The organism is Schaalia georgiae DSM 6843 (assembly GCF_000429245.1).
GTDB classification, from domain to species: domain Bacteria; phylum Actinomycetota; class Actinomycetes; order Actinomycetales; family Actinomycetaceae; genus Pauljensenia; species Pauljensenia georgiae.
On the sequence record NZ_AUBM01000006.1, the window covers coordinates 214,579 to 240,261 of the forward strand.

Sequence of the window (25,683 nt, forward strand, 5' to 3'; positions counted from 1 at the left end):
CGAGTGGGGGCCGCCCGCGACCTGCGGGCGGCCCCCACTCCCCTTGTGCCGCGCGTCCTCCACCCGGCCCTCAGGGGGCCGCGGCCTCAGCGGATTCCGGCGGCGTCGAGGCGCTCGGCGCGCAGGGCGGCGGTGCCGGGGACCTCGAGGGGCTCCAGCGGGCCGCCCACCGCCCTCGACAGCAGCAGGTCGGCCAACTGGGGATTGCGCGCCAGCACCGGCCCGTGCATGTAGGTGGCGATGATGGACCCCTGGACGACGCCGTCGACGGCCTCGGCGGCCGCCTCGTGCCCCAGGGGAGTGCCGTTCCCGACGCCGACGACGACCCGTCCGAGGGGGCGCGCCCCGGGGCCCAGCACGGTACCCCCACCGTGGTTCTCGAAGCCGGTGAGGGGCTCGGTGAGGCCGTCGACGAGGGGCTCGGTGACGAGCTCGCCGATCGCGCGGTGCCCCTGCGGGTCGGTCGTGATGTCGAGGACGCCCATCCCCTCCACTCGTTGATCGCGCGCGTCCCGGTACCACATGCCCAGGACCTGCAGGGAGGCGCAGACCGCCAGGAGCTGGCGCCCGTCCGCGAGCGCGCCGGACAGCCCGGGGTCGGCGCGGAACTTCTCAGCCGCCAGGGCCTGCGCTGTGTCCTCTCCGCCGCCCAGTGTGTAGACGTCGAGCGAGCGGGGGATGGCGTCCGTCAGGCCGACCGTGATGATCGAGGCGTCAATGCCCCTCCGGCGGGCGCGTTCGCGCAAGACCATGGCGTTGCCCGTGTCCCCGTAGGTGCCGAGCACCTCGGGCATGAGGACGCCGATCGTCAGTGTGGAGTCGCTCATCGCCGCGCCCCTTTCTCGCCCAGGACCGTCTTGAAGTCCCGCATGGCCGTGTAGTTGAGCAGCATTTCCACCTTTCCGGGCCGGCACAGCGCCAGGGCGTCCATCGGCAACGGCGCCAGCTGGCAGTGGATGCCCGCGTACTCCAAGCGCACGGCCAGGTCCGCCCCCCGCTCGCCGCAGGCGACGACGCGGCGCCCCTGGGCGTCCAGTGCCGCGAAGTCGACGTCCCACAGCCACGACAGATCCTGCCCGTCGGGCACCTGCCCGTTGACGGCGATGACGACCTGGTCGACGCGGGGGTCGATCATCGTCATGGCCTCCTGCCAGCCCGCCGGGTTCTTGGCGAGCATGAGCCTGGCGAGGCGGCCGTCGACGTCGTGGGTCGAGTACCGGCCCGCGACCTCGTCCACCCCGGACACCGCGCGCGCCGCGGCCTCCGCATCGACGCCCATGGCGACGGCTGCGGCGACTGCCTGGGCCGCGTTGCCCAGGTTGGCGCGCCCCGGCAGTGCGAGGACGAGGGGGACAGCGGTGCCGTCCGGGCCGTTGAGGGTCGCGCGCGGCCCCTCAGGGCGCAGATCGACGTCTGTGAGCCACCAATCGGGCTCGGGGCGACTGGCGAGGGCGGGCAGTTCCTCCCCGGGGCGGGAGGGGATGAGGTGCCATGAGCCCTCCTCGCGCACGACGCGCCCGCCCCTGGGGTAGGCGGCGCTGTCCCCTCCCCAGCCGCCGCCTGCGGCCACCCACACGACATTGGGGTTGTCGCAGGCGGCGGAGACGATGAGCGGGTCGTCGCAGTTGGCGACGACGACGGCGCCGGGGTGCGCTGCCGCGCCCTCGCGCAGTCTGCGCTCGACGGCGCCGATCTCGCCGACGCGGTCGAGTTGGTCGCGCGACAGGTTGAGGTAGACGAAGACGTGGGGCCGCACTGCGGCGGCCACTGCGGGGACGTGCATCTCGTCCACCTCCAGTGCGGCCGCCGAGGCGGTCCGCGTGTTCATGAACGCCGTGATGACCCCCGAGGTCATGTTGTCGCCGTTGGTGTTCGAGGCGACGCTCCCACGGGTCTGAAGCGCGGCCCGCACCATGCGCGTCGTCGTGGACTTGCCGTTGGTGCCCGTGATGACGGCACTGGGGATGCGGGCCGCCAGGTCGGCGAGCACCGTGGGGGACAGGCGCAGGGCGACCTCGCCGCCGATCATGCCGCCCGAGCCGCGTCCCAGCAGGCGCGAGGCCGTCCTGGCGCCCGCCCCGGCCGCCAGGGCGACCCGCGAGCGCAAGGGGATTCGAGGAGTCTGAGTCATGTGCACACGGTATCGCACATGGCGCGGGGCGGGCTGCGCCGACCGTCCCCGATGCGGGTACCTGCGCGCGTCGTGGCAGCGGGGCCGGGGAAGGCGAAAAGAGTTACGAACACCATACCGACGTATCACACGCCACTCCCCCTCCTGGCCGAAGACCGCCTTCCCGCACCGGACGCCCGGTGGCGGACCGCGGCCCGCGCCCCTTCGGCGCACTACGATCCGCGTGCTTTCAAAGAAAACGGCAAATCCCCGGCGTCTTCGCAGGTGGGGGCGCATTGAACAGGGGGAGGCGTGGCATTATTTGCACGGAGGCCCGGCCCCCGTGCACATTCGTACCATTGGGCGCCACCACATGGTCAACGCTTCACGAAAACACCTCTGAGCTGGTAAAACTATCAGCAGGCAGCATGAGAGCCACCTCATGGCCACAGACTTCGGTCGGCACTCCAGTGTGCCCCCGGACTGCCGATCGAATTACACTGCGGGGCCCGCCGTTTCGGTGGGTCCCGCAGTTCCCTGTTCCACGCAGGGCGGCGGCCCTACCGGCGCTCCGGCACGACCGCCCCTTCTATGACAGCGCGCACCGCCACCAGCGGGGCGGGCAGCAGGGCGCGCGGCACGCGGCGGGCGGCCCCTCCCCCGCCCGCCCACGGGCGCTCGCCCCGCCGCATGGGCCGGACCTCGCCCGTGGGCGACGCCGCGAAGACGCGGTTGCGCCGCATCTCCGCTTCGGCCAGTTGCGCCCTCATCCGGGCGCGCTCAGCCTCGAGGGCCTCGACCCGGCGCTCAAGCTCCAGGATGCGGCGGATCCCCTCGAGGTTGATGCCCTCGTCCTGGCTCATGCGCTGGACGTCGCGCAGGCGCTGGATGTCCTGCTTCGTGTAGCGCCGTCCCCGCCCTTTCGTGCGGGCCGGGACCACCAGGCCGAGGCGGTCGTACTGGCGCAGGGTCTGCGGGTGCATCCCGGCCAGCTCGGCGGCGACCGAGATCACGAAGGTCACGGACTCCCCGCCCGGCCCTGAACGCCCCACCATGGCTTACTCCTTCGCGGCTTCCAACCAGGACTCGCGCGAGACGGGGCCGAGCGCCTCGGAGAGCCCCTCGACCGCCCTCTTCTGCTCACGCGTCAGAGCAGTGGGCACGTCGATGCGGATCCGGACCAGCAGGTCGCCGGTGCCCTTCTTGAGGGCGCAGCCCTTGCCCTTGAGGCGGATGGCCGTGTCCGCGCCCGATCCGGCGGGGATCCTCACACTCCGTGTGGACCCGTCCAGCATCGGGACGTCGACCTTCGCCCCCAGTGCCGCCTCGGCGAAGGAAACAGGAACCGTCACCACGACATCGTCGCCCTCCCGGGAGTACACCGGGTGCGGTTCCACCGACACCGACACCTCGAGGTCGCCCGCGGGGCCGCCGTGGGCACCGGGTTTGCCGTGCCCCGCGAGGCGGATCTTCTGCCCGTCCTTGATGCCGACGGGGATGCGGACCTTGATGGTCTTCCCCGCGACCTTGATGGACAGGGCGGCCCCCTCGACGGCCTGGCGGAAACTGATCGTCAGATTCGCCTTGCGGTTCCCGCCCTTGGCCGGTCGGGGCCGCGACTGGGGACCGCGCCCCTGGGCGCCGTGGGCCCCGAAGGGGGCACCGAAGGAGCCGGCGCCGAACTGGGCGCCGTGGGGCTGGGGACCGCCTCCGAACAGGCCGGAGAACAGGTCTTCCAGGTCCGCCCCGCCCGCCTGGAAGCGGGCACCGCCCCCGCCGGAGCCCGCCGACCGGGGGTTGAAGGCACCGAAAAGGTCCTCGAAGCCCCCCGACGTGCCGGCGGCGAAGCGGGCGCCTCCGCCACCCATCGCCCGGATCGCGTCGTAGCGCTTGCGGTCCTCGTCATTGGACAGGATCGCGTACGCTTCGCCGATCTCCTTGAACTTGGCCTCCGCCGCCGCGTCCCCCGGGTTCTGGTCCGGATGGTACGAGCGCGCCAGCTTCCGGTAGGCCTTCGTGATGGTTTTCTTATCGGCGCCCTTATCAACGCCCAGGACCTTGTAGAAGTCCTTGGTCAGCCAATCTTGTTCGCTCACGCCGCGTCACCTCCTTCACAGGTTCGGCGTTCCACAGTTGTTCCACACTCACTCAGGGTTCCTCACGAGGACTTTCGCCGCACGGATGACCCGCTCCCCGCGCCGGTAGCCGGGCTGGAGCACCTGCCCGATGACGGGGTGGTCCACATCGGCGTCCACGGTGGCCATGAGGGCCTCGTGCAGGGCGGGGTCGAAGTCCTCGCCCGCTGCTCCGTAGCGCTCCAACTCGAAGCGGTTGCGCAGGGAGTCCTCCAGTTTCACGGCGATGGCGGCGAAAGGGCCGTCGTCCAGGTCGCCGTGGTTGCGGGCGGCGTCGATGTCGTCGAGCACCCCGATGAGGGACTCAATGACCTCGTCCTGCCCCGAGGCCCTGTGGGCGGGCGCGGCCTCCTTCGAGCGCCGCACGTACCCGGCGTACTCCTGGTTGAGGTTGTACAGGTCGGCGTTGGCGCGCGCCAGCTGCTCCTCGACCGCGGCCACGCGCTCGAGAGCGTTGGCCAGCTCGGAGTCGCCCATCTGCTCCTCGAAGGCGCCCATGTCGTCCACTGGCGTTCCCCCGTCGGAGCCGCTGGCGGTGCTCCCGCCCTCGGGGTCCGAGGCGGGAGCGGAGCCCTCAGGGGCCGTTTCCCCGTCGGTCCCACGACCGGCGTCCGAGGCGGGGGCAGAGCCCTGAGCCTCACCCGCGGTGCCCGGGGCGGGCGCCGCCCCGGGGGCCGGGGCCGACTCGACGGAGTCGGCCCCGGCCTCGTCCCGCATGGGGTCCGCGCCCAGTTCGTCGGGGGCACTCACTTGGACTCGTCCTCGTCCACGATCTCGGCATCGACGACGTCGTCCTCGGACTTCGCCTCCCCGCCCGCGGCCTCGGCCGCCTGCTGCGCCTGGTAGATCTCCTGGCCGATCTTGAGGCTGGTCTCGTTGAGCTTGGCCATCGAGGACTTCACAGCCTCGACGTCGTCGCCCTTGAGGGCCTCCTTGACGGCGTCCACGTCGGCCTGCACGGCGGTGCGGGTCTCCTCGGAGATCTTGTCCGCCTCGTCCTTGAGCAGCTTCTCCGTCTGGTAGACGACCTGCTCGGCGGTGTTGCGGGCCTCGGCGGCCTCACGGCGCTCCTTGTCCTCGGCGGCGTGCTCCTCGGCCTCGCGCACCATGCGGTCGATCTCCTCCTTGGGCAGGGCGGAGCCGCCGGTGATGGTCACGGACTGCTCCTTGCCGGTGCCGCGGTCCTTCGCGGAGACGTGGACGATGCCGTTCGCGTCGATGTCGAAGGTGACCTCGATCTGCGGGACGCCGCGGGGGGCCGGGGCGATACCGGAGAGCTCGAACGTGCCGAGCAGCTTGTTGTCGCGGGCGAACTCGCGCTCGCCCTGGTAGACCTGGATGAGCACGGAGGGCTGGCCGTTCTGCGCGGTGGAGAAGACCTCGGAGGCCTTCGTGGGGATCGCGGTGTTGCGGTCGATGAGCTTCGTCATGAGCCCGCCCTCGGTCTCAATGCCGAGCGACAGAGGGGTCACGTCGATCAGCAGGACGTCCTTGCGGTCACCCAGGATGACGCCGGCCTGCAGGGCCGCGCCCACGGCGACGACCTCATCGGGGTTGACGCCCTTGTTGGGCTCGCGGCCACCGGCCAGTTCCTTGACGACTGCGCTCACCGCGGGCATGCGTGTGGAGCCGCCGACCAGGACGACGTGGTCGATGTCGCCCACGGAGATACCCGCCTCGCGGATCACGTCATGGAAGGGGCGCTTCGTGCGGTCGAGCAAATCCGAGGTCATCTCCTCGAACTTCGCGCGGGTGAGGCTCTCGTCCAAGTGGATGGGGCCGTCGGCCGTCATCGACAGGTACTGCAGGGAGATGTTCGTGCTGGTGGCGCTGGACAGCTCCTTCTTCGCCTGCTCGGCCGCCTCCTTGAGGCGCTGGAGGGCGACGGGGTCTTTGGACAGGTCGGCACCGGTCTTGGCCTTGACCTGGTCGATCAGCCAGGTGACGATGCGCTGGTCCCAGTCGTCGCCGCCCAGGTGGTTGTCACCGGAGGTGGCGCGAACCTGGATGGTGGAGAAGCCGTCGTCGTCCTTGCCGATCTCCAGCAGGGACACGTCGAAGGTGCCGCCGCCGAGGTCGAAGACCAGGATGAGCTCGTCCTCCTTGCCCTTCTCGAGGCCGTAGGCCAGGGCGGCCGCGGTGGGCTCGTTGACGATGCGCTCGACCTTCAGGCCGGCGATCTGGCCGGCGTCCTTGGTGGCCTGGCGCTGGGCGTCGTTGAAGTAGGCGGGGACGGTGATGACGGCCTCGGTGACGGGTTCGCCCAGGTAGGCCTCGGCGTCTGCCTTCAGCTTGGCGAGGATGCGGGCGGAGATCTCCTGCGCGGTGTACTTCTTGTCGTCGATCTCGACGGTCCAGTCGGTGCCCATGTGGCGCTTGACCGAGGAGATGGTGCGGTCGACGTTGGTGACCGCCTGGCGCTTGGCGATCTCTCCGACCAGGACCTCGCCGGTCTTGGAGAAGGCGACCACCGACGGGGTGGTGCGGGATCCTTCGGCGTTCGGGATGATGGTGGGCTCGCCGCCCTCGAGGACGGCGATGGCGGAGTTGGTGGTACCGAGGTCGATGCCGACTGCGCGTGCCATATTCGTGTTTCCTTTCGTCCGGGCGCGGCACCCTGGGCGCACGCCCTTCGTGGTCTGCGGTCCAGGCCCGCGGGCCCGGACATCCTTGAGTCTCTTGCGCTCAACTTTAGGCGAGGGGTTTTCACTGCGCAACCCGGCCGCTCCAAACTTGAGTCTGATGTACTCAACTTCATCGGGCTTCGATTATTCCCAGTCCTGACCGACAGAGGAGTGCGGTGCGCCACACGCCCGGGTAGGCCCCGACGGATCCGCCGCCCGCTACGAGCAGACCGAGTGCCACCAGGGAGGCGGCGAGACCACCGGCCCCCATCCCGACCAGGGCGGAGCCCTCCGCAGCACCGGGACCACCAGGGCCGATAGAGGGGGCACCGCCGGCGCTGACCACCACCCCCACCCACTTGCGGAAGTTCCAACGACCCGCTTCCGCCTCTTCGTTTCACACACCGCCGCTATCCGCCCATACGCGCTCGACCTCTGGAGCACCCCTCGTCGCGCCCAACGGGAATAGCAGCCATCACTCCCCTTCCGCTACACTGTCACCGCCTCCAAACCGAAGTACCCCGTCAACTCAACGGAGACTCGATGTCCCACACACGTAGAGTGGTCGGTGCCGCCCTGGCTGGCCTCGCCACCCTAGGAATGGCAGGAACCGCCATGGCCGACCCCAACCCCGCGCCCTCCGCGAACCCGGCGTACTCGATACCCGCCGCCATCCCCGCCTCGGGAGTCGACAAGGTCGCCTCCTGGCAGGACATGAAGTTCGCCATGTTCATCCACTGGGGCATCTACTCCTCTTACGCCGGGTGGTACAAGGGCGAGAAGCAGGAAGTCGGCTACCCCGAGCAGATCAAAGCCTGGGGCCACCAGCAGACCTGGGACCAGCGGATCCCCCTGCAGGGGATCCCGCGCGACGAGTACCTGGCCACCGCCCAGACCTTCGACGCCCCGGACTTCGACGCCATCGCGTGGTGCCAACAGGCCAAGGACACCGGCATGAAGATGCTGCTCATCACCTCCAAGCACCACGACGGCTTCGCCATGTGGGACACCGCCACGACCGACTACAACTTCACCAAGCAGTCCCCCTCCCACCGCGACCCCCTCCTGGAGCTGTCGCAGGCCTGCAAGCAGGTCGGCATCAAGTTCGGCCTCTACTTCTCGAACATCGACTGGGAGAAGCAGCCCGAGAACCCGTGGGCGAACGACAACACCCTCGACGAAGAGGGCTACATGGACTACATCCACGCCCAGCTCAAGGAGCTCCTGGGAGGCAAGTACGGGGAGGTCGCCGAGCTCTGGTACGACATGGGCAAGCCCAACCCCGCCCAATCGGACCAGCTGCGCGCCTGGGCCCACGAACTGCAGCCGGACATCATGATCAACTCGCGCGTCGGCAACGACAGGGCGGACTTCGAGGTCGGCTGGGACAACGAGATGCAAACCGAGCAGACCCAGGGCCCCTGGGAGTCCGCCGTCTCCATCTTCCACAAGACCTGGGGCTACGCGAACTGGGACGACGCCGCGCCCACATACAAGGACACCGGGTACCCGGACTACTCCGAAGAGGAGTGGGACCATATCCGGCAGGTCGACAACACGACTGCCCTGCGCAAGGACCCGAAGGGCGTGGCCAAGAAGACCACCGAGATCGTCGGCAATATGTTCTCCACAGTCGCCCTGGGGGGCCAGTTCCTATTCAACGTCGGCCCCAAGTTCGACGGCTCCTACGACCCATGGGACGCCTCCGTGCTGCGCGCCATCGGCGAGTGGAACGCCGCGCACCCCGGCGTCCTCACGAACTCACGCCCCGCGTACTTCCCCATCGAGGAGTGGGGCAAGACCATGGTCGATGACTCCAACATCTACATGGGCGTCGAGAAGTGGGAGGAGGGCGCGGCCATCACCCTGAGGGGGGCCGGCGCCAACACCATCGAATCCGTCACCCTGGACGGAACCGGCCAGGAGCTTCCCCACGAGGTCAAGGGCAACGACCTGGTCATCGCCCTGCCCGCCCGTCCCGACGACCACCTGCCAGTTATCACGGTGAAGACCGCCGCGGCGCCCGTCTACGTGCCCGTGGGCCTGACCACCGTGGAGCAGGGTACGACCACCATCGCCGACGCGCGGCTGGAGAAGTTCAAGGCGCCCACCCCCAAGACGGGTGAGACCCAGGTCATCGCCTCGCTCACCTCCGGGGACAAGCGCGCCGAGGGGGTCTCCCTGGCCTTCGGGGCGACGGGCCTCACCGACGACTACGCGGCCTACAAGGTCACCGTCGGCGACCAGGAGATCCGCGGCCTGACCACCGCGGACCTGTCCAAAGGGGTCGGCCCCTTCACCCTCGAGGCGGGCCGCACCTACCGTGCGACCCTCTCCTACGACGACCCGTACTACCCGATGAAGGGATTCGGGAAGGACACGAAGGTCTCCTCGGTCACCGTCACCGCGACCACCGTGAAGGCCCCCGCCTCGGTCACTGTTTCCCCCGCCTCGTCCGCTGCGGGCGGGACGGTGACGATCACGGGCAAGGACTTCAGGCCGGGCGGCTCCGTGGCCCTCACCCTGCACTCGGACCCCGTCGGCATCGGGACCGCCTCTGCGGGCTCTGACGGCGCGTTCACCGCCGAAGCCGCCGTCCCCGTCGGCACCGCCGGGGGCGACCACCAGGTCGTCGCCGTCGACTCCGGGACCGGGGAGTCGGCCAGCGCCCCCTTGGCCGTGGTGGTGCCGGTTCCCGATCCCTCCGGGCAGTCGTCCGACCAGTCGGGCGCCGCGTTCTCCGCTGACGGGGCCGCGCCCGGCGGCGGCCTCGCCCGCACGGGTTCCGGCGCGCTTCCGGTCATCCTGGGCGCCGCCCTGGCCGCAGGGGCCGGAACCCTCCTGACGCGCCGCAGCCGCAGGGCGCACTCCTGACCCCAGTGCGCCCCGCCCCGGACGACGACCCGTCATAGGATGGGCCCGTGCGCTGCGAACACTGGGAGTCGGGGGCGTGCCACTCGTGCGCGCTCATCGAAACGCCCTACCCGGACCAGCTGGCCGACAAGGCCCGCTCGGTGCGCGCCACCCTCGCGTCCGTTCCCGGCGCACCGGGCATCCGGTGGCTGCCCCCCGTCGCATCAGAGCCCAGGGGTTTCCGGACCTCGGCCAAACTCGTCGTCGGCGGCACCGCCCGGCGCCCCTCACTGGGCGCCCTGGGACCCGACCGCAGGGGCGTCGACCTGCCGGGTTGTCCCATCCAGCACCCCGCGGTCAACCGCGCCTCCATCGGCCTCAAACGCTTCATCCGCGCACTCTCGCTGCCCCCCTACGACGTGCCCACCAGGCGCGGGGAGCTGAAGAACATCCTCATCACCGTCGGCGCCGACGAGCGCCTCATGGTGCGCTTCGTCCTGCGCTCGCGCGACCGCGTGGCCGACATCCGGCGCGCCCTGCCCCACCTGCGGCAGTTGATCCCCTCCGTCCACGTCGTCACTGCGAACATCCACCCCGCGCACGAGGCGCGCGTCGAAGGGCCCGAGGAGATCGTCCTCACGCGCAGGCGCGCCCTGCCCCTGGACGCGGGCGGACTCCGCCTGGAGCTGGGGCCGCGCTCGTTCACGCAGACCAACGCCGCAGTCGCCGGACGCCTCTACCGCCAAGCCGCGCAGTGGGCCGTGCTGCCCCTGCCCGGCGGCGCCGCCCCCTCTTCCCTGTGGGACCTGTACTGCGGCGTCGGGGGCTTCGCCCTGCACGCCTCTCACGCGGGCGTGCCAGCCGTGACGGGCGTCGAAGTGTCCGAGGCCGCCATCGCCTCGGCGATCAGCCGCGCCAGGGAACTCGGACTCACGCGCGACCGGGCGCGCTTCATCGCCGACGACGCCACCGCTTGGGCGCGCGCGCAGTCGGCCTCCGGGGCGCCCGACGTGGTCGTCGTCAACCCCCCGAGGCGGGGCATCGGCCCGGAACTGGCCGCCTTCTTGAACGAGTGCGGCGCGCCCCGCGTCATCTACTCCTCGTGCAACCCCACCACCCTCGCCAAAGACCTGGCGGCCATGCCCTCCTTGCGCGCGACCCACGGCCGCGTCTTCGACATGTTCCCCCACACGGCGCACGTTGAGGTCGCCGTGCTGCTCGAGCGGACTGGCGGCGGCCGGTGAGGGCGATCGGCACAACTAGGCCGTGTTGTCTGATTCCGGTTCCTTGTGCGCGTGGTTGTGGGAAGGGACTGCGCGTGCGGCTCGTTGTCGGCTTTTTGCGCGGCTTCGTGCACCGCAGCGGGATCCGCCCGCTGCTGCGCCACTTAGCGTTCCGTTGCACCACTTAGCGCGCCACTGCACCACTTGGGCCCGAGTGGGTCCTGGTCCTCCCGGCGTGTCGGGGCCTAAGTGGTGCAGGCAGTGTCTAAGTGGTGCAGGTGCGGGCAACCCGCCCGACAGCCGCAGGCCGACAGGCGCTCGGCAACCGGAACGGACAGCACCCCTAGACTATTGCACGTCAGCCAGAACCCCGACCCGGAAGGCCCATCACCATGAGGATCGAACACGTCGCGATGTATGTGAACGACCTCGAGGCCGCCCGCGACTTCTTCGTGCGCTACCTCGGCGGCCGCTCCAACGACGGCTACCACAACACGACCACGGGTTTCCGCTCGTACTTCATCAGTTTCGACGACGGGCCGCGGTTGGAGGTCATGACGAGGCCGCAGATGGCCGACGACCACAAAGACCCCAATCGCACGGGCTACGCCCACATCGCGTTCTCCGTCGGGAGCGCGGAAGCGGTCGACGAACTGACCGACACGCTGAAGGCCGCGGGACACGAGGTCGTCAGCGGCCCCAGGACCACCGGTGACGGCTACTACGAGAGCTGCGTCGTGGCCATCGAGGGCAATCAGATCGAGATCACGGTCTGACGCCGCCCCCGCCCTGCCCCAGCACCACAGCGTTCTTGCCGGGCGCGGCACCCGGACCGCCGAGGAAGGGCCACCCGGGACACTGGGTGCGGGTGTCCGGAACAGGGGGTGGACTCCGTGGGCGCGCCCGATAAAATGGGCGGGACCGTTAGGAGAATTATGTCAGTCGAGCTACTCACCACCCCCACACCCGAACTCGTCGAAGCCATGGGGCGCCTGCTCCCCCAGCTCTCGCGCAGCGCCTCCCCCCTCGGCGCCGACGACGTGGAGCGCCTGCTCTCCCAGGGGGGCGTCCACCTCTTCGTGTTCCGCCCCGACTCGGCCGACGCCTCGGGCGCGCGCCCGATCCTGGGCATGCTCTCCCTGGCGGTCTTCGAGATCCCCACGGGCGTGCGCGCCTGGATCGAGGATGTCGTGGTGGACTCCGGCGCGCGCGGCCACGGCGCGGGCCTGGCACTGGTCGAGGCCGCCCTAGAGCACGCCAAGGGCATCGGGGCGCGCACCGTCGACCTCACGTCGCGCCCCTCCCGCGAGGCCGCGAACCGCCTCTACCGGCGCGCCGGTTTCGTCCAGCGCGAGACCAACGTCTACCGGGTGGCGCTGGACGGACAGTGACTCAGAACTCCTCGTAGTGGGCCGGGTCCTGGCCCGCCTGGCGCCCGTCCAAGCGCCCGAGGGCCGAGATCCTCCCCATCTGCTCCTCGGTGAGGGAGAAGCCGAAGACATCGAGGTTCGAGGCCTGGCGGGACGGAGTCGCCGACTTGGGCAGGGGGATGGTGCCCAGCTGGTAGTGCCACCGCAGGATGAGGCGCGCGGGGCTGACCCCCGCCTCGTCGGCCAGGGCGGTGATCGCCGGATCCTCGACGGCCTTGAGTTTGCGGGCCAGGGGGCTCCAGCTCTGCGTGCGCACGCCGACCGAGGCGTGGTAGGCCAGGGCGTCGGCCTGCGGGAAGTAGGGGTGCAGCTCGATCTGGTTGACGCTGGGCAGCACGCCGACCTCGTCGCGCACGCGCTCGATGTGCTCGGGCAGGAAGTTGCACACGCCGACCGAGCGGATCAACCCCCTCGCGCGCAAGTCGACGAGGGCGCCGAACGCCTCCACGTACAGGCCCCGCCCGGGGTTCGGCCAATGGATGAGGTACATGTCCCAGTAGTCCAGGCCAGCCCGCAGCAGCGACTCCTCCACCGTCGCGACCGCCCGGTCGTAGTGCTGGCAGCGGCCCGGCAGCTTCGACACGAGGCGCAACTCCCCCCGGGCCACGCCGCAGCGGCGCACCGCCTCGCCGAGGATTCCCTCGTTCTCGTAGTTGAAGGCGCTGTCGAGCAAGCGGTAGCCGTTGCGCACCGCGCTCACCAGGGCGTCCACTCCCCCGCTCCCGCGCAGGCCGTAGGTCCCGAACCCGACTGCGGGAAGGTCGGAACCGTCATTGAGGACGTAAGAGGGCACTTTCAACTCGCTCATCCGTCAAGCATATGCCACCACGCTCCGGCATACGGGGCGGGCGCATCGGGCCGATTCCGCGCCGGTGGGCCCGGGCCGCGGGCCACGCGCATGCCGTCGCGCCGCGCCGGTCCTACCATTGGGACATGGCCACACTCGAACTCGATGACGTCCACGCGAACGCAGTCGACTACCAGCACTTCCTCCTCGACTCCCCCAGCCCCTACCACGCCGCCGACCTGGTCGCCCAGCGCCTCCTCGACGCGGGTTTCGCCCTCCAGGACAAGCGTGAGGCGTGGGACGCCTCCCCCGGCGGGCACGTCATGGTGCGCGGGGGCGCCGTCACCGCCTGGCTGGTCCCGCCGCGCGTCGGCGACTCAGCCGGGTTCCGCGTCGTCGGCGCCCACACGGACTCCCCGGCCCTGTCGGTCAAGCCCTCCGTCCAATCGACCACCCCCGACGGGTGGGGGCTGGTCGACGTCGAGACCTACGGCGGAATGATGTGGAACTCGTGGCTGGACCGCGAACTCACCATCGCGGGACGCCTCATCACCACCTCCGGGCAGGCCGTGCTGGCACGCACCGGCCCCATCGCGCGCATCCCCCAGCTGGCGATCCACCTGGACCGCTCCGTCAACGACTCCCTGTCCCTGGACCCCCAGCGCCACCTCCATCCCGTGTGGACCGTGGACTCCCCGACGGGCCTGCTCGACCACGTCGCCCGCGCGTCGGGCCTGTCGGGTGAGGATGAGGTCGCCTCCTACGACCTCATCCTCACCCCCTCCCAGGGGCCCGGTTTCTTCGGCGAGGACGGGCAGTTCATCGCCGCTTCCCGCCAGGACAACCTCTCGTCGGTCCACCCCGCCCTGGTCGCCATGGAGCGCCTGGCCGGGGCGGCGCCCGAGGCGGGGGACATCGTGGTCCTCGCCTGCTTCGACCACGAGGAGGTCGGCTCCCAGACGCGCACGGGCGCGGGCGGGCCGATCCTGGAGACGGTCCTGCGCCGCACCGCCCAGGCACTGGGGCGCACCCCCGACGGGCACGAGCGGATGCTCGCGTCCTCCTCGTGCGTGAGCGCCGACGCGGCGCACTCCGTGCACCCCAACTACGCCGACCGCCACGACCCCCAGACCCGCCCGGTCATGGGGCGCGGGCCCGTGCTCAAGATCAACTCGAAGCAGCGCTACGCGACCGACGCCGAGGGCGCGGCACTGTGGGCGCGCGCGTGCGCGGCCGCGGGCGTGGCCTCCCAGGATTTCGTGTCGAACAACGCGATGCCCTGCGGGACCACGATCGGCCCCATCACGGCCGCGCGCCTGGGCATCCTCACCGTCGATGTGGGCGTGCCCCTGCTGTCCATGCACTCCGCCCGGGAGATGAGCCACATCGGCGACATCCACGCCCTGTCGCGCGCACTGGAGGCGTACTGGCGCGGCGCCTAGCCAGGCGGGCGCGAGTGGCGCAGCGCCCTCGTCCCACGCGCGGCCCCCGCTCCCCGTTCTCACGGGCAGCGGGGGCCTGGCTGTGCGGGCCCACCGGATCGGAGCGGGCCGCAGGGGGTCAGAGGGCAGCGACCGCCTTGACCTCGACGGGGACGTTCCCGCGCGTCGCCTTGGAGTAGGGGCACAGCTCATGCGCTTTGTCAGCGAGGGCCTGGACCCGCGCGGTGTCCGCGCCGGGGACGAAGACCTCGATGACGGCGGTCAGCGCGAAGGAGCTGCCCTCGGGGCCGATACCGATGGTTGTGCGCACCACGGAGTCGGAGATGTCGAGGCCGAACTCCTTGGCGACCAGGCCCATCGCCCCCTGGAAGCAGGCGCCGTAGCCCATGGCGAACAGCTGCTCGGGGTTGGCGCCACCGCCCGGGCCGCCGAGTTCCACGGGGGCGCGCAGGTCGAGTGCGAGCTCCGGGTCGGCGGTGGTGGCGCGCCCGGCGCGGCCGCCGGTCGATTGCGCGGTGACGGAGTAGGCGATTCTCGTTGGTGTGTTCATGCGCCCATCTCACCACTGGGACTCAAGTCCCACAAGAGGGCGCCCGCGTCTCACACAGGTTCCGTGAGGAATGTCGCATTCGGCTCGCCGGACAGGGCCCGGGCGATCGTCCGCGTGAAACGCGCGTTCATCTCAGGCAGGCTGTCCGCGCGCACGAAGCGCGCCTCCGTGTTCTCCCCGTCGGCGGGCTCCGGGCTCCCCTCCGCCCACTCGCACGCGAAGGCGACATCCAGGTAGGTCGTGACATCGCCGTTGCCGTGGGTCACCGGACCGACGACCTCCACGGAGAGCAAGCGGGTGGGACGGGCGACGACCGCGGTCTCCTCCAGGACCTCGCGGGCGGCTGCCACGGCTGGTTCCTCGCCGGGGTCGACAATGCCGGTGACGGGCGTCCACGCGCCGTTGTCCGCGCGGCGCACACACAGCACCTCCACCTCGGAGGGATCCAGGCGGACCGCGGACCAACCCGGTGCCGGGGAGCCCTCCGTACGGCGCAGGACGACCGCGGTCGTGCCCGGCATCCACAGTGGCGCGTGGCCGACGTGGCGGCGCAGTTCGAGGACGAATTCGGGTGTTGCCATTGGGAGCCTCACATGAAGGTCGTGATGAGGGGGACGAGCAGGATTTTCACGATGATGGAGAACGCGAAAAGGGTCGCGTAGGCCGCTTCGACGCGCTCGTCCACGACACGCGCCTCGGCCGCCTGGAGCACGGCGGGCTGGCCGAGGAACCCGGCCACTCCCCCGGCGGCGCGCGCGGAGGACAGTCCCAGGAAGCGCCCGGCCAGGGCTTGGGCGGCGCAGCACACGGCGACGATGACGAGGGCGAGGAGCGCCGCCCTGCCCCCTTCACCCCCTTGGAGCAGCGCCGCCATCTGCGGGCCCGCGTTGAGCCCCAGGGCAGCCAGGAAGAGCATGAGCCCGATCTGGCGGATCGTGAGGTTCGCGGCCGCGGGGAGCGTCCACACCAGTGGCCCCGTCCGTCGCAGGGCGCCCAGGACCATGCCGACGATCAGGGGCCCGGCGGCGGAGCCCAGCTGGAAGGAGGACCCCCCGGGCATGGGGAAGGACACGATGCCGAGCAGCATCCCCAGGACCATGCCGATCCCGAAGGCCATGGCATCGACCTCGGCGACCCGGCGCTCGGAATCGCCCAGCCAGTCGGAGACCGCGTCGAGCTCCTCGATGGGCACGACGACGGCGACGTGGTCCCCGAGCTGCAGATCGAGGTCATCGCGGGCCAGCAGGTCGAGGTCGCCCCTGCGCACCCGCGTGATGGTCGCGCCGAAGCGCTTGGTGACGTTGAGCTGGGAGACGGACCTGCCGGCCACGTCGGGGTTGGACACGAGGATCCGTTCGAAGGCGACATCGCTGCGGTCGTCCTCGAGGCGGTGCCCCAGGATCTCGCCCACGTCGCGCGCGGCCTCCTCGACGCTCGCGGCGTCGCCGACCATGAGGACGTGGTCCCCCGCCAGCAGGTCCTCGCCGGGGGCGACGACGCGGGTGCGGTCCCCCCGCCGCAGGTAGGACATGCGGATGCGCTGCTCGCGCCAAGCGGCGATCTGGCGCATGTTGATCGTGTCGGCCACCAGGACCGTTACTGTCTCCAGGTTCTCACCCGCCAACGAGGGCGTGTCGCGCGCCCCCGCCCACCGCCGGGTCACAGTCATCGTGACGACGAGGATCCCCACGACGACCCCGATCGGGTAGCCGAATGCGTACCCGACCGCCGCCTGGGGGTCCCCGGTGACCCTGGTCGCGGCGTCCAGCGCCGGGGCGGCGGTCAGCGCGCCCGTGTAGAGCCCCGTGGTGAGGCCCTCGCCCAGGCCGAGCACCCGCCCGCCCGCGAGTGCCAGGACCGCCCCGGTGAGGCACACGGCGGCGCAGGACGCCAGGAGACCCGTCTGCTTGCGCAAATCCTGGAAGAAGGTCGCTCCCGCGGAGATGCCGACCGTGTAGACGAAGAACGCGAGGCCGATCTGCTGGACGATGCGCATGTTCTCCCCCGCCGTCTCAGGGACCGAGGCAGAGAGGACCAGCCCGACGAAGAGGGCGCCGGCCGCGCCGAAACGCAGGGGCCCGAAGCGGATCGCGCCGAGCGCCGCCCCAAGTCCCACCACGAGGAATAGAGCGAGGAGGGGGTGCGTCTGGAGCAGGGCGGCCATGGCCCAAGACTACCAATCCCGCCCATGGGAACCGTCTCATAACAGCGAGGGCGATTCCTCCCATCCGGTAGCATTCTTCCCGTATCCCACTACGTGGAAGGAGAAACCGTGAGCACACCTACCCCGGGCTGGTACGCCGACCCCGCGGGTTCCGGTCGGCTGCGCTGGTGGAACGGCACCGAGTGGACCGAGCAGTTCCAGACCGCCCCCGCCGCCGCCTCGAACCCCTCCGCCCAGCAGCAGACGGTCGGAGGAGCGCGAACACAGCAGTCCTCCAGCACGCCCGCCACCCCGGCGCCGACCGCCGGACCCGCTCGCCCGGCCCCCAACAAAGGCATGCTGGCCGCCTGCATCGCAGCATGGGCCGTCGCAGTCATCCTATGCGTGGCCGTGACTATTTCCCTGAGCGCCTTCAACAAGGCGGGCAGAGCCGTTGAAGAGTCCCGGCAGGGCGTGACCGACGCCCAGCAGGCCGTCGACGACGCGAACAGCCTCGGCCTCAGCCCGAATGGAGACAGCGAATGAGCACGAACAGCACCGGATCCCCGCACACGCCCGGCGCCCAGGACGCGCAGGCCTTCCCCTACGGGTCGGACCCACGTCCGGCGGGTGCCCAGCCGCCCGTGGCGTCCGCCCCGAGGAAAAGCAAGGGACTCGCCATTGCGACGGTCATCGGCGCGGCCCTCAGCGTTGTGCTGCTGGTCGTGACCATCGTCCTCGTCGTCGGCGCCCGCAGCCGCAACGAGGAGGCGCGCAACCTGGACACGCAGGCCTCGCAGTTGGAGCAGCAGGCGGTCGACATCAAGGCGCAGAAGGTGTGCGACGCGATCACCCGTGACAACCGCAGTACGGTCGCATCGCTGTTCCGCGCCTACCCCGATGCCCATGACGACATCGCGAACGCCATGCAGCGGCTCTGCGCCGACAAGTACAAGACGGCGAAGGCGGTTACGCAGGTCTCCCCTGCGGACGACGGAATCTTCAGCTACGACTCCATCAAGTGCGTCCTCGACGAGAGCACGATGACGGTCAGCATGTCGGCGACGGTATCGGTCGCCACCAACGACGCCTTCGGCTCCATTGACTCCGTCGACGTCTGGGTGGAAACGGGGTTCCGCGACAAGGAGAGTCCTCTGACTCCGTTGACGTACTCCGAGGTCACGGCGACGCCGACCACGGTCGCCGTCGGCTCCTCCGGCACGGTCTCGGCGACGTTGCCCTACGACCCGTCGTACGGCACGATGTGCATCGCGCGTGTGAACTCCTGGTGGCCGACCGGCCAATGACGCGGCCGACGGGCCCCGGCGGGGCCTGCCCACTGTCGCGCCGGCCGGACGGTCGCTGACTGGTCGGTGTGCGGAAGCGGAAGCGGGCGTGAGAGGGCGGTTCCATCCCCGGATGGGACCGCCCTCGGTGCCGACGGCGGTTGCCCGAACCTGCGCAGGCGCGCATTATTCGCACCAGCGCGCGCTATATCCCCCTCATGGCGCCAACGGCCCCCTCACAGTTCCAACAGTGGGCGACTCGCCTCCGTGTTGACAGCGGGCACCCGCACTCGCGTCCGGGGCACGCTCTAGTCAATGCGTCGCAACCGCTTCTGCCCGCGCGGGGTGAGGGCGATGGCGACGACTCCGCACAGGGCGGGCATGCCGACGAGCATGCCGATCAGCGCCGACCAGGGGATCACGGGGGTCAATGTCGACAGCTCCGGGAAGACCTGCGACCTGGCGACGGCCAGCACGGCGAGCACGCCCACGATGAGCCCGGACAGGACGGCGGCGGGAATGCAGTTGATGGCGAGCACGAGGCCCTGCCATGTGGTGACGTGGCGGCGCATCGAGGGGCCCGCGCCGATGGCGTCGAGGGTGTCGAGGTCCGGGCGCATGTCCGAGGCGGACAGCGCCACGACCAGCGCCACCGTCGCGCCCGCGGCGACGACCGCGATGAAAGCCGCGATGTAGGGCAGCAGCACGGAGCGCACAGAGGGCACGAGGACGGTGACAGAGGCCCCTGGCGCCTCGCGGGCGATCTGGGTCGTGAAGGCGCTCGCGCTGAAAGGGCCGATGGGGTTCTGGACGGTGAGGAGCTGCCCCAGGGGCCGGGCGGCCAGGCCGAGCTGCGAGGCGGCCTGCGGCGAGAGGACCACGACGTTGAAATCGGTGAACGGCATGGCTTTGAAGGTGACCGTCTGGATGACGGAGGCGAAGGGCAGGTTCGAGGTCTGGCCGGCGGCCCGCGCCTTGGCGATCTCGGAGAGGTCCAGGGAGCTCAGGCGCACTTGGCCCGTCCCGTCGATCAGGGACGGCTCGGGCACCAGGACGCCCCCGGCCGCGAGGGTGGTGACAGCCCGGACCATCTCGTCGCCGGAGACGATGCCGGACTCGCGCAGGTAGGTGCCGTCGTCGACGATGTAGACGGGGTCGACCTCGTGTATGGGGCGGCCCTCGCCTGTGATCTGCGGGATCAGTTGCCCGTCGATGGGGGAGATCGCGCCGACGGAGCGCGTGGGGCCGCCGGGGGCGGAGTTCCACGCCATGCCGGTGAGGGTGACCTCGGAGACGACGGGGTTGGCCGAGGCGATGGCGTCGCGGGCGGTGGTGTGGACCTGGCGGGTGCGCAGCACGGACTCGGTCATGTCCGCGTCCTTGACGAAGACCCGCCCGCGCGCGCCCACGTGCGCCGTGGCGTTCCAGCCCGCCTCGTTCGACGAGTTGAGCGTGATGAGCAGCGCGCACGCGACGAACACCGTCGTGAGGATGGAGGCCATCGCCGGGAAGGTGCGGTGCCCGTTGCGCACGGCGTCGCGCAGCGCCAGGCGCATGCTCATGGACGAGCGCCGGTTCGGGGAACGCCACCGCATGAACAGGTAGGGGATGGACCCGATCAGACCGGTCTCCAGCAGGGCGATTCCCAGGATGAGCAGCCCGATCTGCCCCAGCCACGCGGCGACCCCCAGGATCGGAAGGGCTGCGAGCAGGACCACCGGGTAGGCCAGGCGCCGCCGGACCAGGCGGGAGGGCTCCCAGGTGCGCCCGCCAATGACCGCGGAGGTGTTGATGTGCGCCGAGGTGTGGGCGGGCGAGAGGGACGCCATGATCGACAGTATGAGTGGCAGCAGCAGGGACAGGACGAGGGTCCACCACGGGATGATCCCGATCCCCAGCCGCGACCAGTGGCCGATCCCCAGGAGCACGCCCACGGAGCCGAGGACGGAGAACATTGCGGCGTAGAGACCGACGGTGAGGCCGTGGGCGATGGTGAGGCGGCGCCCGTCCGTGTTGTCGCCGCCGTTCGCCACGATCATGGCGGCAGTCCTCATGACGGAGCGCTGCGTGACGGTGAACAGCGGCGACACCAGCAGGATCATCTCGGTCAGGACCAGCAGGATCCCGGCGACAATGAGGAGGTACTGCCAGGGGCTGACGGAACGGGAGGGCTGGGCGTAGGCGGCGATGTCGGCGTTGAGCTGCGAGGCGGGCGGCGGTGAGGCCAGGACCGCGCGGGAGGTGACGCGGAACCCGGAGGCGTTGAGCTCCTCCACTTTGTCCCAGCCGATGGGAACGGGGCCGGTCACGTACCACGAGGTGAAGGTCTTGCCCGCCACGGCGTAGGGATCGACGTCCAGGGTCCCCGCGCCCGCGACGGCGCGGCGCTCCCCCGGGACCAGCGCGTCGACGACCGCGGTGCCCGTGAGCTTCTTCGTGAGGCGGGATTGCTCGACGGTGAGGCCGAGTTCCACGGAGTCGCCCACGCCGACCCCGAGCTGGGTGGCCAGGTCCTGGCTGATGACGACCTTGCCCGCTTCCAAGGGCCCGCTGCGTCCCAGTTCGGCCAGGACGGGCACGTCGAGGCGGGGGGTCTGGGTCGCGGTGGCGACGGTGGTCGAGGCCCCTGAGGAGGTGAGGGAGAGCTGGTAGAGGTTGTCCACAGGGGTAAGAGCGTCCTGGTCGGGCACCCACGACGCCAGGGTCGAGGAGTCGACGGAGACCTCGGTGGAGTCCGCGGCGACAGCGCGCGAGTTCGTGGCGTCCTGGTAGATGGGGCCCGAGGAGTAGTGCGTGGCGACGGCTTGCACGCCTGTGTCGCGGCCGAGCCATTCGGAGGCGACGTAGCGCTGGGAGGTCGTGACGTCCCAGACGGCGACGGCGCCGATCGCCACGATGATGGGCAGGGCGATGAGGATGATGGCAGCACTAGTGCGCCCACCGTTCTGGTGGGCGTCACGCGTTGCGATGCGGAGGGCTATCCCCCACCGGCTCAAGCGCCGCCTCAGTTGTGCCATCAGTCCCTTGTTGTCGGATCACGGAGGAGGTCGCGGATCGAGTCCGTGCGCGAGCGGTCGACGATGTGCCCGTCCCTGAGGAACACCGTGCGGTCCGCCCACGCGGCGATGCGCGCCTCATGTGTAACGAGGATACCCGCTGCTCCGGCGTCGATATGGTCGCGCAACACCATCATGACTTGCTCGCCCGTGTTCGAGTCGAGGGCGCCGGTGGGCTCGTCGGCGAGGATGACCGACCGGTTGCCCACGAGTCCGCGGGCGATCGCGATGCGCTGGCGCTGACCGCCCGAGAGGCGCTCGGGGAAGCGGTCCGCGAGGCCGCCCACGCCGACCTCGTCGAGGGCCTCCATCGCGAGGGCGCGCGCTTTGGAGTTCGGCACGCCGTCGAGCTGGAGGGGCATTTCCACGTTCTCAAGGGCCGACAGTGAGGGGATGAGGTTGTAGTCCTGGAAGACGTACCCTATCTGGCGCCTGCGCACCTGGGCGCGACGGACCCCGTCCAGGGTGGCCAGGTCGACGCCGTTGATGAACACGGAACCGCGATTGGGCCGTTCGAGGCCGCCGGCGATGGACAAGAGGGTGGACTTGCCCGAGCCGGACGGCCCCATGACAGCGAGAAGCTCGCCGGGTTCAACCTCCAGGTTGATCCCGTCGAGCGCTCGCACGTGGACGTCGTTCGCGCCGAAATCATGTCCGACGCCGCTCATCCTTACTGGATTCGGCCCACCGCTCATCGCGCCGTCGCGGGCTCCGGAACGTTGGCCCAGGTACGGGCACGGCCCTTGGCGGCGGCGAAGGCGGCACGGCGCGCGGCCTCGGAGACCGCGCCGGACTCGATGTGGTCGAGCCAGTTGAGCTCGGCCTCCAGATCGAAGATGTGGCGCTCGAGGATGAGCTTCCACGCGAGCTCGCCCTCGTCGGCACTCGCCTTGAGGCGGGTGACATCGCGCAGTGCGGACAGCGTCGAGCGGCGCTGCGTCTGGATCATCGCCTCGACGTCGACTGTCGGGTCGGCGGCGGAGACGGCGAGTTTCATGACGAGCTCGTCGCGCTCCGGGTTCTCCCGGGGGACGGGCGTGGCCCACCACGCGTCGAGGACCTCGCGGCCCAGTTCGGTGAGCTCGAAGACCTCGGAGTCGCGGCCGGCGTTCGTCTCCGCGTGGGAGACGACTTGGCCGTCGCGCTCGAGGCGCTGCATGGTCTGGTACACCTGGCCGATGTTCAACGGCCACGCGCCACAGGTCTGCTCCTCAAACATCTGCTTGAGGCGGTAGACCCCGGCGGGCTGCTGGGCAACGAGGGCCAGAAGGGCATTACGGACTGACATCTGCTCTCCGTTCGTCTTATCCGGTCCCGCTTGGTTGATCTGTAACTACCTTACGCTAGCTCAAGACCTGGGGCTCATATCCGAGCGGGTTACTTGACAATACTCAACAATACTCCGACCGGATGATTAAACGCTAGTTTTCGCCAGAAATCGCTGAAAATCGCTGAAATCGTGCCATCCACTGAGACACGCTCCGCAAAGTTGGACACATCGGTCAGAGATTTCTATGCCATAGATCACTTTATGGAGTCGCTTCCTGCTACCGCCCCACTCCCGACCGGTCGGCGGGCCCGCGCCCCGGCGCGCGACGATCGACCCATTGGGAACAACAGCCCCAGTGCCCCCACCCGTACACCGCACCACCCGCCGGGCCCCCTGTGCGAGTAGGATCCCTACCAGGAGGATCACCGATGAACTCACCCACGGCGCCGACCCCGGCCCCGCAACAGCCCCCCACCCCCAGCCTCACCCTTCCCACCGGACGGGCAATCCCCCAGCTGGGTTTCGGCACCTACAAGATCGCGCCCGAAGACGCCTACGACGCCGTCCGCGCCGCCCTCGACACCGGTTACCGGCACATCGACACCGCGCAGATGTACGGGAACGAGGCGGAGGCCGGCCGGGCCATCGAGGCGTCCGGCATCCCCCGCGAAGAGCTCTTCGTCACATCGAAGCTCGACAACGGGAACCACCGGCCCGAGGACGCGGCCGCCTCCATCGCCCGCTCCCTCGAGGACCTCCGCCTGGCCAGCCTCGACCTCTTCCTGGTCCACTGGCCCCTGCCCACTCTCTACGACGGCGACGTCGCTCTGCCATGGCCGGCGCTGGAGGACGCCTACCGAGCGGGGAAGTGCCTGGCCATCGGCCTGTCCAACTACGAGACCGCGCACATGCGCGCCGTCATGGACCGCGCCGCCGTCAAGCCCCACGCCATCCAAGTGGAATCCCACCCCTACATGCCCAACTCCGCCATCCTCCGCTTCGCCCAGCGCCACCGGATGGTCTTCGAGGCGTGGTCCCCACTGGCGCGCGGGCGCGCCCCCCACGATCCCCTACTGGCCTCCATCGGCGCGCGCTGCGGAGTAGGGCCCGCCCAAGTCGCCCTCCGGTGGGCCGTCCAGCGAGGCCACGTCGTCTTCCCCAAATCGGTGCGCCCCGACCGCATGGCCGCCAACTTCGACATCTTCGGATTCGAGCTGGCCCCCGCGGACATGGACGCGATCAACGCCCTCAACGAGGGCGAGAAGGGCCGCACCGGCTCCCACCCCGCCACAATGGACAGGATGTGACATGGCCCGTCATCTTTCCAGGGCAGACCGCGCGATCGTTCGCTTGGCGGACGGCACGGTCAAACAGCAGAACCTGCTGACCGGGACGGAGGTGTGGACGGTCCCCGGGCGGGGGCACAGGCCCCTGTCCCTGCCGCCGGCGGTCCGCACTCCCATCGACCACGCGGCAGACGGGCACCACTGCGCGTTCTGCTCCGGGCGCTACCTCGACACCCCGCCCGAGAAGTCCCGCCTGGTGCGCGACGCGGACGGCTCGTGGCGCGAGCTGACGGGCTTGAGCGCGGACGCCCTGTCCCAGACGACCGCCGAGTTCCGGCGCATCCCGAACCTCTTCGAGATCGTCTCCTACAACTACTGGCACCTCAACCACGGGCACATGCCCTCCGAGGCCGCGCGCAGGCGCATGGCGGAGTACCTGGCCTCCAGCGCCGGCTACGACCACATCATGTCCGTCGTCCGCGCCCGGATGCTGGCCTCGGGCACCACGCCGGAGGAGTTCGACGCCATCAGCGAGACCAAGAAGCTCCAGGCGGCGAACGGGTTCTTCTCCGGCGGGCACGACCTCATCGTGGCGCGGCGCCACTTCATCGACGGCGCCACCGACGCCTCCCAGGTCGCCGGATCGGGCTCCCTCACCCCCGAGGAGCACTACCAGTACACCGCGTACACCGCCCGCTCCATGGAGGACCTGTACCACCTGGACCCAGCGGTGCGCTACGTCGCCACGTTCCAGAACTGGCTCAAACCGGCCGGCGCTTCCTTCGACCACCTCCACAAGCAGCTGGTCGCCATCGACGACCTGGCCGTCCAGACCGAAGCGGAACTGGACCGTCTGCGCTCCCAGCCCGACATCTACGACATCATCTTCAAGGTCGGCGCCACCCGCAAACTCGTCATCGCCCAGAACGAGCACGCCGTCGCCTTCGCAGGCTTCGGGCACCGCTTCCCGGGGATCGCCGTGTGGCCCCTGCACGCCCCCCGCAACCCCTGGGAGGTCGGCCAGGAGCAGATGCGCGCCATCTCCGACCTCCTCCACGCCGCCCACGCCGCCACCGGCGCCTCAGTGCCCTGCAACGAGGAGTGGTACCACCGGCCCCCTTCCGTGGCGACTCCCATGCGCTGGCGCATTCTGCTCAAGTGGCGGATCTCGACTCTGGCCGGGTTCGAGGGCGGCACACGCATCTACCTCAACACCATCGACCCGTGGCAGGTCGTCGAGAAGACTGTGCCGCGCCTGCTCGAACTGCGCGAAGCCGGCGCCATCGCCCCCATGGCCATTGGCGAGGAGTGCAAAATCAGCCCGGAAATGCTCAACGACTAGGCCGCGCCTCGAAATGGGTGCGGGCGCGCGTTGTCGACACCGTGAGGGGGTTGTCGACACCGTGAGGGGGATATAACGCGCGTCGGTGCCGATAACCCGCGCTGGCAGTCGACAACGCGCGTCGGCGTAGCGCTGGTTTACTGGTA

General features: G+C 70.1%; 22 protein-coding genes. 9 read left to right on the forward strand and 13 right to left on the reverse strand.

The features are described from left to right. Positions 1 to 86 precede the first annotated feature (86 nt). The 6 genes from G447_RS0100960 to dnaK form a co-directional block, all read right to left on the reverse strand. Complete coding sequence (locus G447_RS0100960; RefSeq protein WP_005870874.1) at positions 87 to 827, reverse strand: type 1 glutamine amidotransferase; 741 nt, start codon at positions 825 to 827, stop codon at positions 87 to 89. After that, positions 824 to 2,131: a MurT ligase domain-containing protein gene (locus G447_RS0100965; RefSeq protein ID WP_207382525.1), complete on the reverse strand. Its 1,308-nt coding sequence runs from the start codon at positions 2,129 to 2,131 to the stop codon at positions 824 to 826. The genes G447_RS0100960 and G447_RS0100965 overlap by 4 nt, the downstream gene beginning before the upstream one ends. A gap of 539 nt (positions 2,132 to 2,670) precedes the next feature. Beyond that, positions 2,671 to 3,165, reverse strand: coding sequence for a heat shock protein transcriptional repressor HspR (locus G447_RS0100970; RefSeq protein WP_034475892.1), 495 nt, complete (start codon positions 3,163 to 3,165; stop codon positions 2,671 to 2,673). Between the two features lie 3 nt (positions 3,166 to 3,168). Continuing rightward, a complete protein-coding gene (locus G447_RS0100975) occupies positions 3,169 to 4,206 on the reverse strand; it encodes a DnaJ C-terminal domain-containing protein (protein ID WP_026429707.1) in 1,038 nt (345 codons plus the stop codon). A gap of 48 nt (positions 4,207 to 4,254) precedes the next feature. Beyond that, complete coding sequence (locus G447_RS0100980; protein WP_026429708.1) at positions 4,255 to 4,995, reverse strand: nucleotide exchange factor GrpE; 741 nt, start codon at positions 4,993 to 4,995, stop codon at positions 4,255 to 4,257. Next, the gene (gene dnaK, locus G447_RS0100985) at positions 4,992 to 6,830 is read right to left on the reverse strand and encodes a molecular chaperone DnaK (RefSeq protein WP_005867288.1); all 1,839 of its coding nucleotides are present in this window, start codon (positions 6,828 to 6,830) and stop codon (positions 4,992 to 4,994) included. The genes G447_RS0100980 and dnaK overlap by 4 nt, the downstream gene beginning before the upstream one ends. A 582-nt stretch (positions 6,831 to 7,412) precedes the next feature. On the opposite strand from dnaK, the gene G447_RS0100990 reads away from it, so the two are divergent. The 4 genes from G447_RS0100990 (at position 7,413) to G447_RS0101005 (ending at position 12,336) form a co-directional block, all read left to right on the forward strand. Then, the gene (locus G447_RS0100990) at positions 7,413 to 9,743 is read left to right on the forward strand and encodes an alpha-L-fucosidase (RefSeq protein ID WP_026429709.1); all 2,331 of its coding nucleotides are present in this window, start codon (positions 7,413 to 7,415) and stop codon (positions 9,741 to 9,743) included. 47 nt (positions 9,744 to 9,790) lie between these two features. Further along, a complete protein-coding gene (locus G447_RS0100995; protein ID WP_026429710.1) occupies positions 9,791 to 10,966 on the forward strand; it encodes a methyltransferase domain-containing protein in 1,176 nt (391 codons plus the stop codon). 371 nt (positions 10,967 to 11,337) lie between these two features. Continuing rightward, positions 11,338 to 11,721 carry a VOC family protein gene (locus tag G447_RS0101000; protein WP_026429711.1) on the forward strand — a complete coding sequence of 128 codons (384 nt, stop codon included), beginning with the start codon at positions 11,338 to 11,340 and terminating at the stop codon, positions 11,719 to 11,721. 159 nt (positions 11,722 to 11,880) lie between these two features. After that, entirely contained in the window at positions 11,881 to 12,336 is a 456-nt protein-coding gene (locus tag G447_RS0101005; RefSeq protein WP_005867290.1) for a GNAT family N-acetyltransferase, read from the forward strand. A 1-nt stretch (position 12,337) separates the two neighbouring features. Here the strand turns inward: G447_RS0101005 and G447_RS0101010 are convergent, their stop codons facing one another. Next, on the reverse strand, positions 12,338 to 13,183 hold the full coding sequence (locus G447_RS0101010; protein ID WP_026429712.1) for an aldo/keto reductase: 846 nt from the start codon (positions 13,181 to 13,183) through the stop codon (positions 12,338 to 12,340). 125 nt (positions 13,184 to 13,308) lie between these two features. Between G447_RS0101010 and G447_RS0101015 the strand changes: the two genes are divergently transcribed. Continuing rightward, positions 13,309 to 14,604: a M18 family aminopeptidase gene (locus G447_RS0101015; RefSeq protein WP_026429713.1), complete on the forward strand. Its 1,296-nt coding sequence runs from the start codon at positions 13,309 to 13,311 to the stop codon at positions 14,602 to 14,604. 118 nt (positions 14,605 to 14,722) lie between these two features. On the opposite strand, the gene G447_RS0101020 is transcribed toward G447_RS0101015, so the two are convergent. Genes G447_RS0101020 through G447_RS0101030 form a run of 3 tightly spaced genes read right to left on the reverse strand, consistent with a single transcriptional unit; the run spans position 14,723 to position 17,318 of the window. Further along, positions 14,723 to 15,154, reverse strand: coding sequence for an Ohr family peroxiredoxin (locus G447_RS0101020; protein ID WP_005867303.1), 432 nt, complete (start codon positions 15,152 to 15,154; stop codon positions 14,723 to 14,725). A 50-nt stretch (positions 15,155 to 15,204) separates the two neighbouring features. Then, positions 15,205 to 15,735 carry an NUDIX hydrolase gene (locus G447_RS0101025; protein WP_026429714.1) on the reverse strand — a complete coding sequence of 177 codons (531 nt, stop codon included), beginning with the start codon at positions 15,733 to 15,735 and terminating at the stop codon, positions 15,205 to 15,207. 8 nt (positions 15,736 to 15,743) lie between these two features. Next, positions 15,744 to 17,318, reverse strand: a complete 1,575-nt coding sequence (locus G447_RS0101030) for an aspartate:alanine exchanger family transporter (RefSeq protein ID WP_005867313.1) — start codon at positions 17,316 to 17,318, stop codon at positions 15,744 to 15,746. 108 nt (positions 17,319 to 17,426) lie between these two features. Between G447_RS0101030 and G447_RS0101035 the strand changes: the two genes are divergently transcribed. Both G447_RS0101035 and G447_RS0101040 read left to right on the forward strand, forming a co-directional pair. Further along, a complete protein-coding gene (locus G447_RS0101035; protein WP_005867299.1) occupies positions 17,427 to 17,843 on the forward strand; it encodes a DUF2510 domain-containing protein in 417 nt (138 codons plus the stop codon). Beyond that, complete coding sequence (locus tag G447_RS0101040) at positions 17,840 to 18,604, forward strand: hypothetical protein (protein WP_005867305.1); 765 nt, start codon at positions 17,840 to 17,842, stop codon at positions 18,602 to 18,604. The genes G447_RS0101035 and G447_RS0101040 overlap by 4 nt, the downstream gene beginning before the upstream one ends. A gap of 287 nt (positions 18,605 to 18,891) precedes the next feature. Here the strand turns inward: G447_RS0101040 and G447_RS0101045 are convergent, their stop codons facing one another. From G447_RS0101045 to G447_RS0101055, 3 genes are read right to left on the reverse strand one after another with little or no spacing between them, the layout of a single operon-like run. Next, complete coding sequence (locus G447_RS0101045; protein WP_026429715.1) at positions 18,892 to 21,600, reverse strand: ABC transporter permease; 2,709 nt, start codon at positions 21,598 to 21,600, stop codon at positions 18,892 to 18,894. Next, positions 21,600 to 22,307 (reverse strand): ABC transporter ATP-binding protein, encoded by a 708-nt coding sequence (locus G447_RS0101050; RefSeq protein WP_005867297.1) that lies wholly within the window; start codon positions 22,305 to 22,307, stop codon positions 21,600 to 21,602. Before G447_RS0101050 ends, G447_RS0101045 begins: the two co-directional genes overlap by 1 nt. A 23-nt stretch (positions 22,308 to 22,330) precedes the next feature. After that, the gene (locus G447_RS0101055) at positions 22,331 to 22,927 is read right to left on the reverse strand and encodes a PadR family transcriptional regulator (protein ID WP_005867289.1); all 597 of its coding nucleotides are present in this window, start codon (positions 22,925 to 22,927) and stop codon (positions 22,331 to 22,333) included. Between the two features lie 410 nt (positions 22,928 to 23,337). Between G447_RS0101055 and G447_RS0101060 the strand changes: the two genes are divergently transcribed. Further along, entirely contained in the window at positions 23,338 to 24,216 is an 879-nt protein-coding gene (locus G447_RS0101060; RefSeq protein ID WP_026429717.1) for an aldo/keto reductase, read from the forward strand. A 1-nt stretch (position 24,217) separates the two neighbouring features. Beyond that, positions 24,218 to 25,537, forward strand: coding sequence for a DUF4921 family protein (locus tag G447_RS0101065; protein WP_005867315.1), 1,320 nt, complete (start codon positions 24,218 to 24,220; stop codon positions 25,535 to 25,537). Positions 25,538 to 25,683 lie beyond the last annotated feature (146 nt).

Bases quoted from the DNA above. Each gene is read 5' to 3' on its own strand.
- G447_RS0101050 (WP_005867297.1), bottom strand. From the start codon at position 22,307: ATGAGCGGCGTCGGACATGATTTCGGCGCGAACGACGTCCACGTGCGA.
- G447_RS0100965 (WP_207382525.1), bottom strand. From the start codon at position 2,131: ATGACTCAGACTCCTCGAATCCCCTTGCGCTCGCGGGTCGCCCTGGCG.
- G447_RS0101000 (WP_026429711.1), top strand. From the start codon at position 11,338: ATGAGGATCGAACACGTCGCGATGTATGTGAACGACCTCGAGGCCGCC.
- G447_RS0101015 (WP_026429713.1), top strand. From the start codon at position 13,309: ATGGCCACACTCGAACTCGATGACGTCCACGCGAACGCAGTCGACTAC.
- G447_RS0101010 (WP_026429712.1), bottom strand. From the start codon at position 13,183: ATGAGCGAGTTGAAAGTGCCCTCTTACGTCCTCAATGACGGTTCCGAC.
- G447_RS0100960 (WP_005870874.1), bottom strand. From the start codon at position 827: ATGAGCGACTCCACACTGACGATCGGCGTCCTCATGCCCGAGGTGCTC.
- G447_RS0101020 (WP_005867303.1), bottom strand. From the start codon at position 15,154: ATGAACACACCAACGAGAATCGCCTACTCCGTCACCGCGCAATCGACC.
- G447_RS0100990 (WP_026429709.1), top strand. From the start codon at position 7,413: ATGTCCCACACACGTAGAGTGGTCGGTGCCGCCCTGGCTGGCCTCGCC.
- dnaK (WP_005867288.1), bottom strand. From the start codon at position 6,830: ATGGCACGCGCAGTCGGCATCGACCTCGGTACCACCAACTCCGCCATC.
- G447_RS0101040 (WP_005867305.1), top strand. From the start codon at position 17,840: ATGAGCACGAACAGCACCGGATCCCCGCACACGCCCGGCGCCCAGGAC.
- G447_RS0101045 (WP_026429715.1), bottom strand. From the start codon at position 21,600: ATGGCACAACTGAGGCGGCGCTTGAGCCGGTGGGGGATAGCCCTCCGC.
- G447_RS0101055 (WP_005867289.1), bottom strand. From the start codon at position 22,927: ATGTCAGTCCGTAATGCCCTTCTGGCCCTCGTTGCCCAGCAGCCCGCC.
- G447_RS0101060 (WP_026429717.1), top strand. From the start codon at position 23,338: ATGAACTCACCCACGGCGCCGACCCCGGCCCCGCAACAGCCCCCCACC.
- G447_RS0101030 (WP_005867313.1), bottom strand. From the start codon at position 17,318: ATGGCCGCCCTGCTCCAGACGCACCCCCTCCTCGCTCTATTCCTCGTG.
- G447_RS0101005 (WP_005867290.1), top strand. From the start codon at position 11,881: ATGTCAGTCGAGCTACTCACCACCCCCACACCCGAACTCGTCGAAGCC.
- G447_RS0101025 (WP_026429714.1), bottom strand. From the start codon at position 15,735: ATGGCAACACCCGAATTCGTCCTCGAACTGCGCCGCCACGTCGGCCAC.
- G447_RS0101065 (WP_005867315.1), top strand. From the start codon at position 24,218: ATGGCCCGTCATCTTTCCAGGGCAGACCGCGCGATCGTTCGCTTGGCG.
- G447_RS0100970 (WP_034475892.1), bottom strand. From the start codon at position 3,165: ATGGTGGGGCGTTCAGGGCCGGGCGGGGAGTCCGTGACCTTCGTGATC.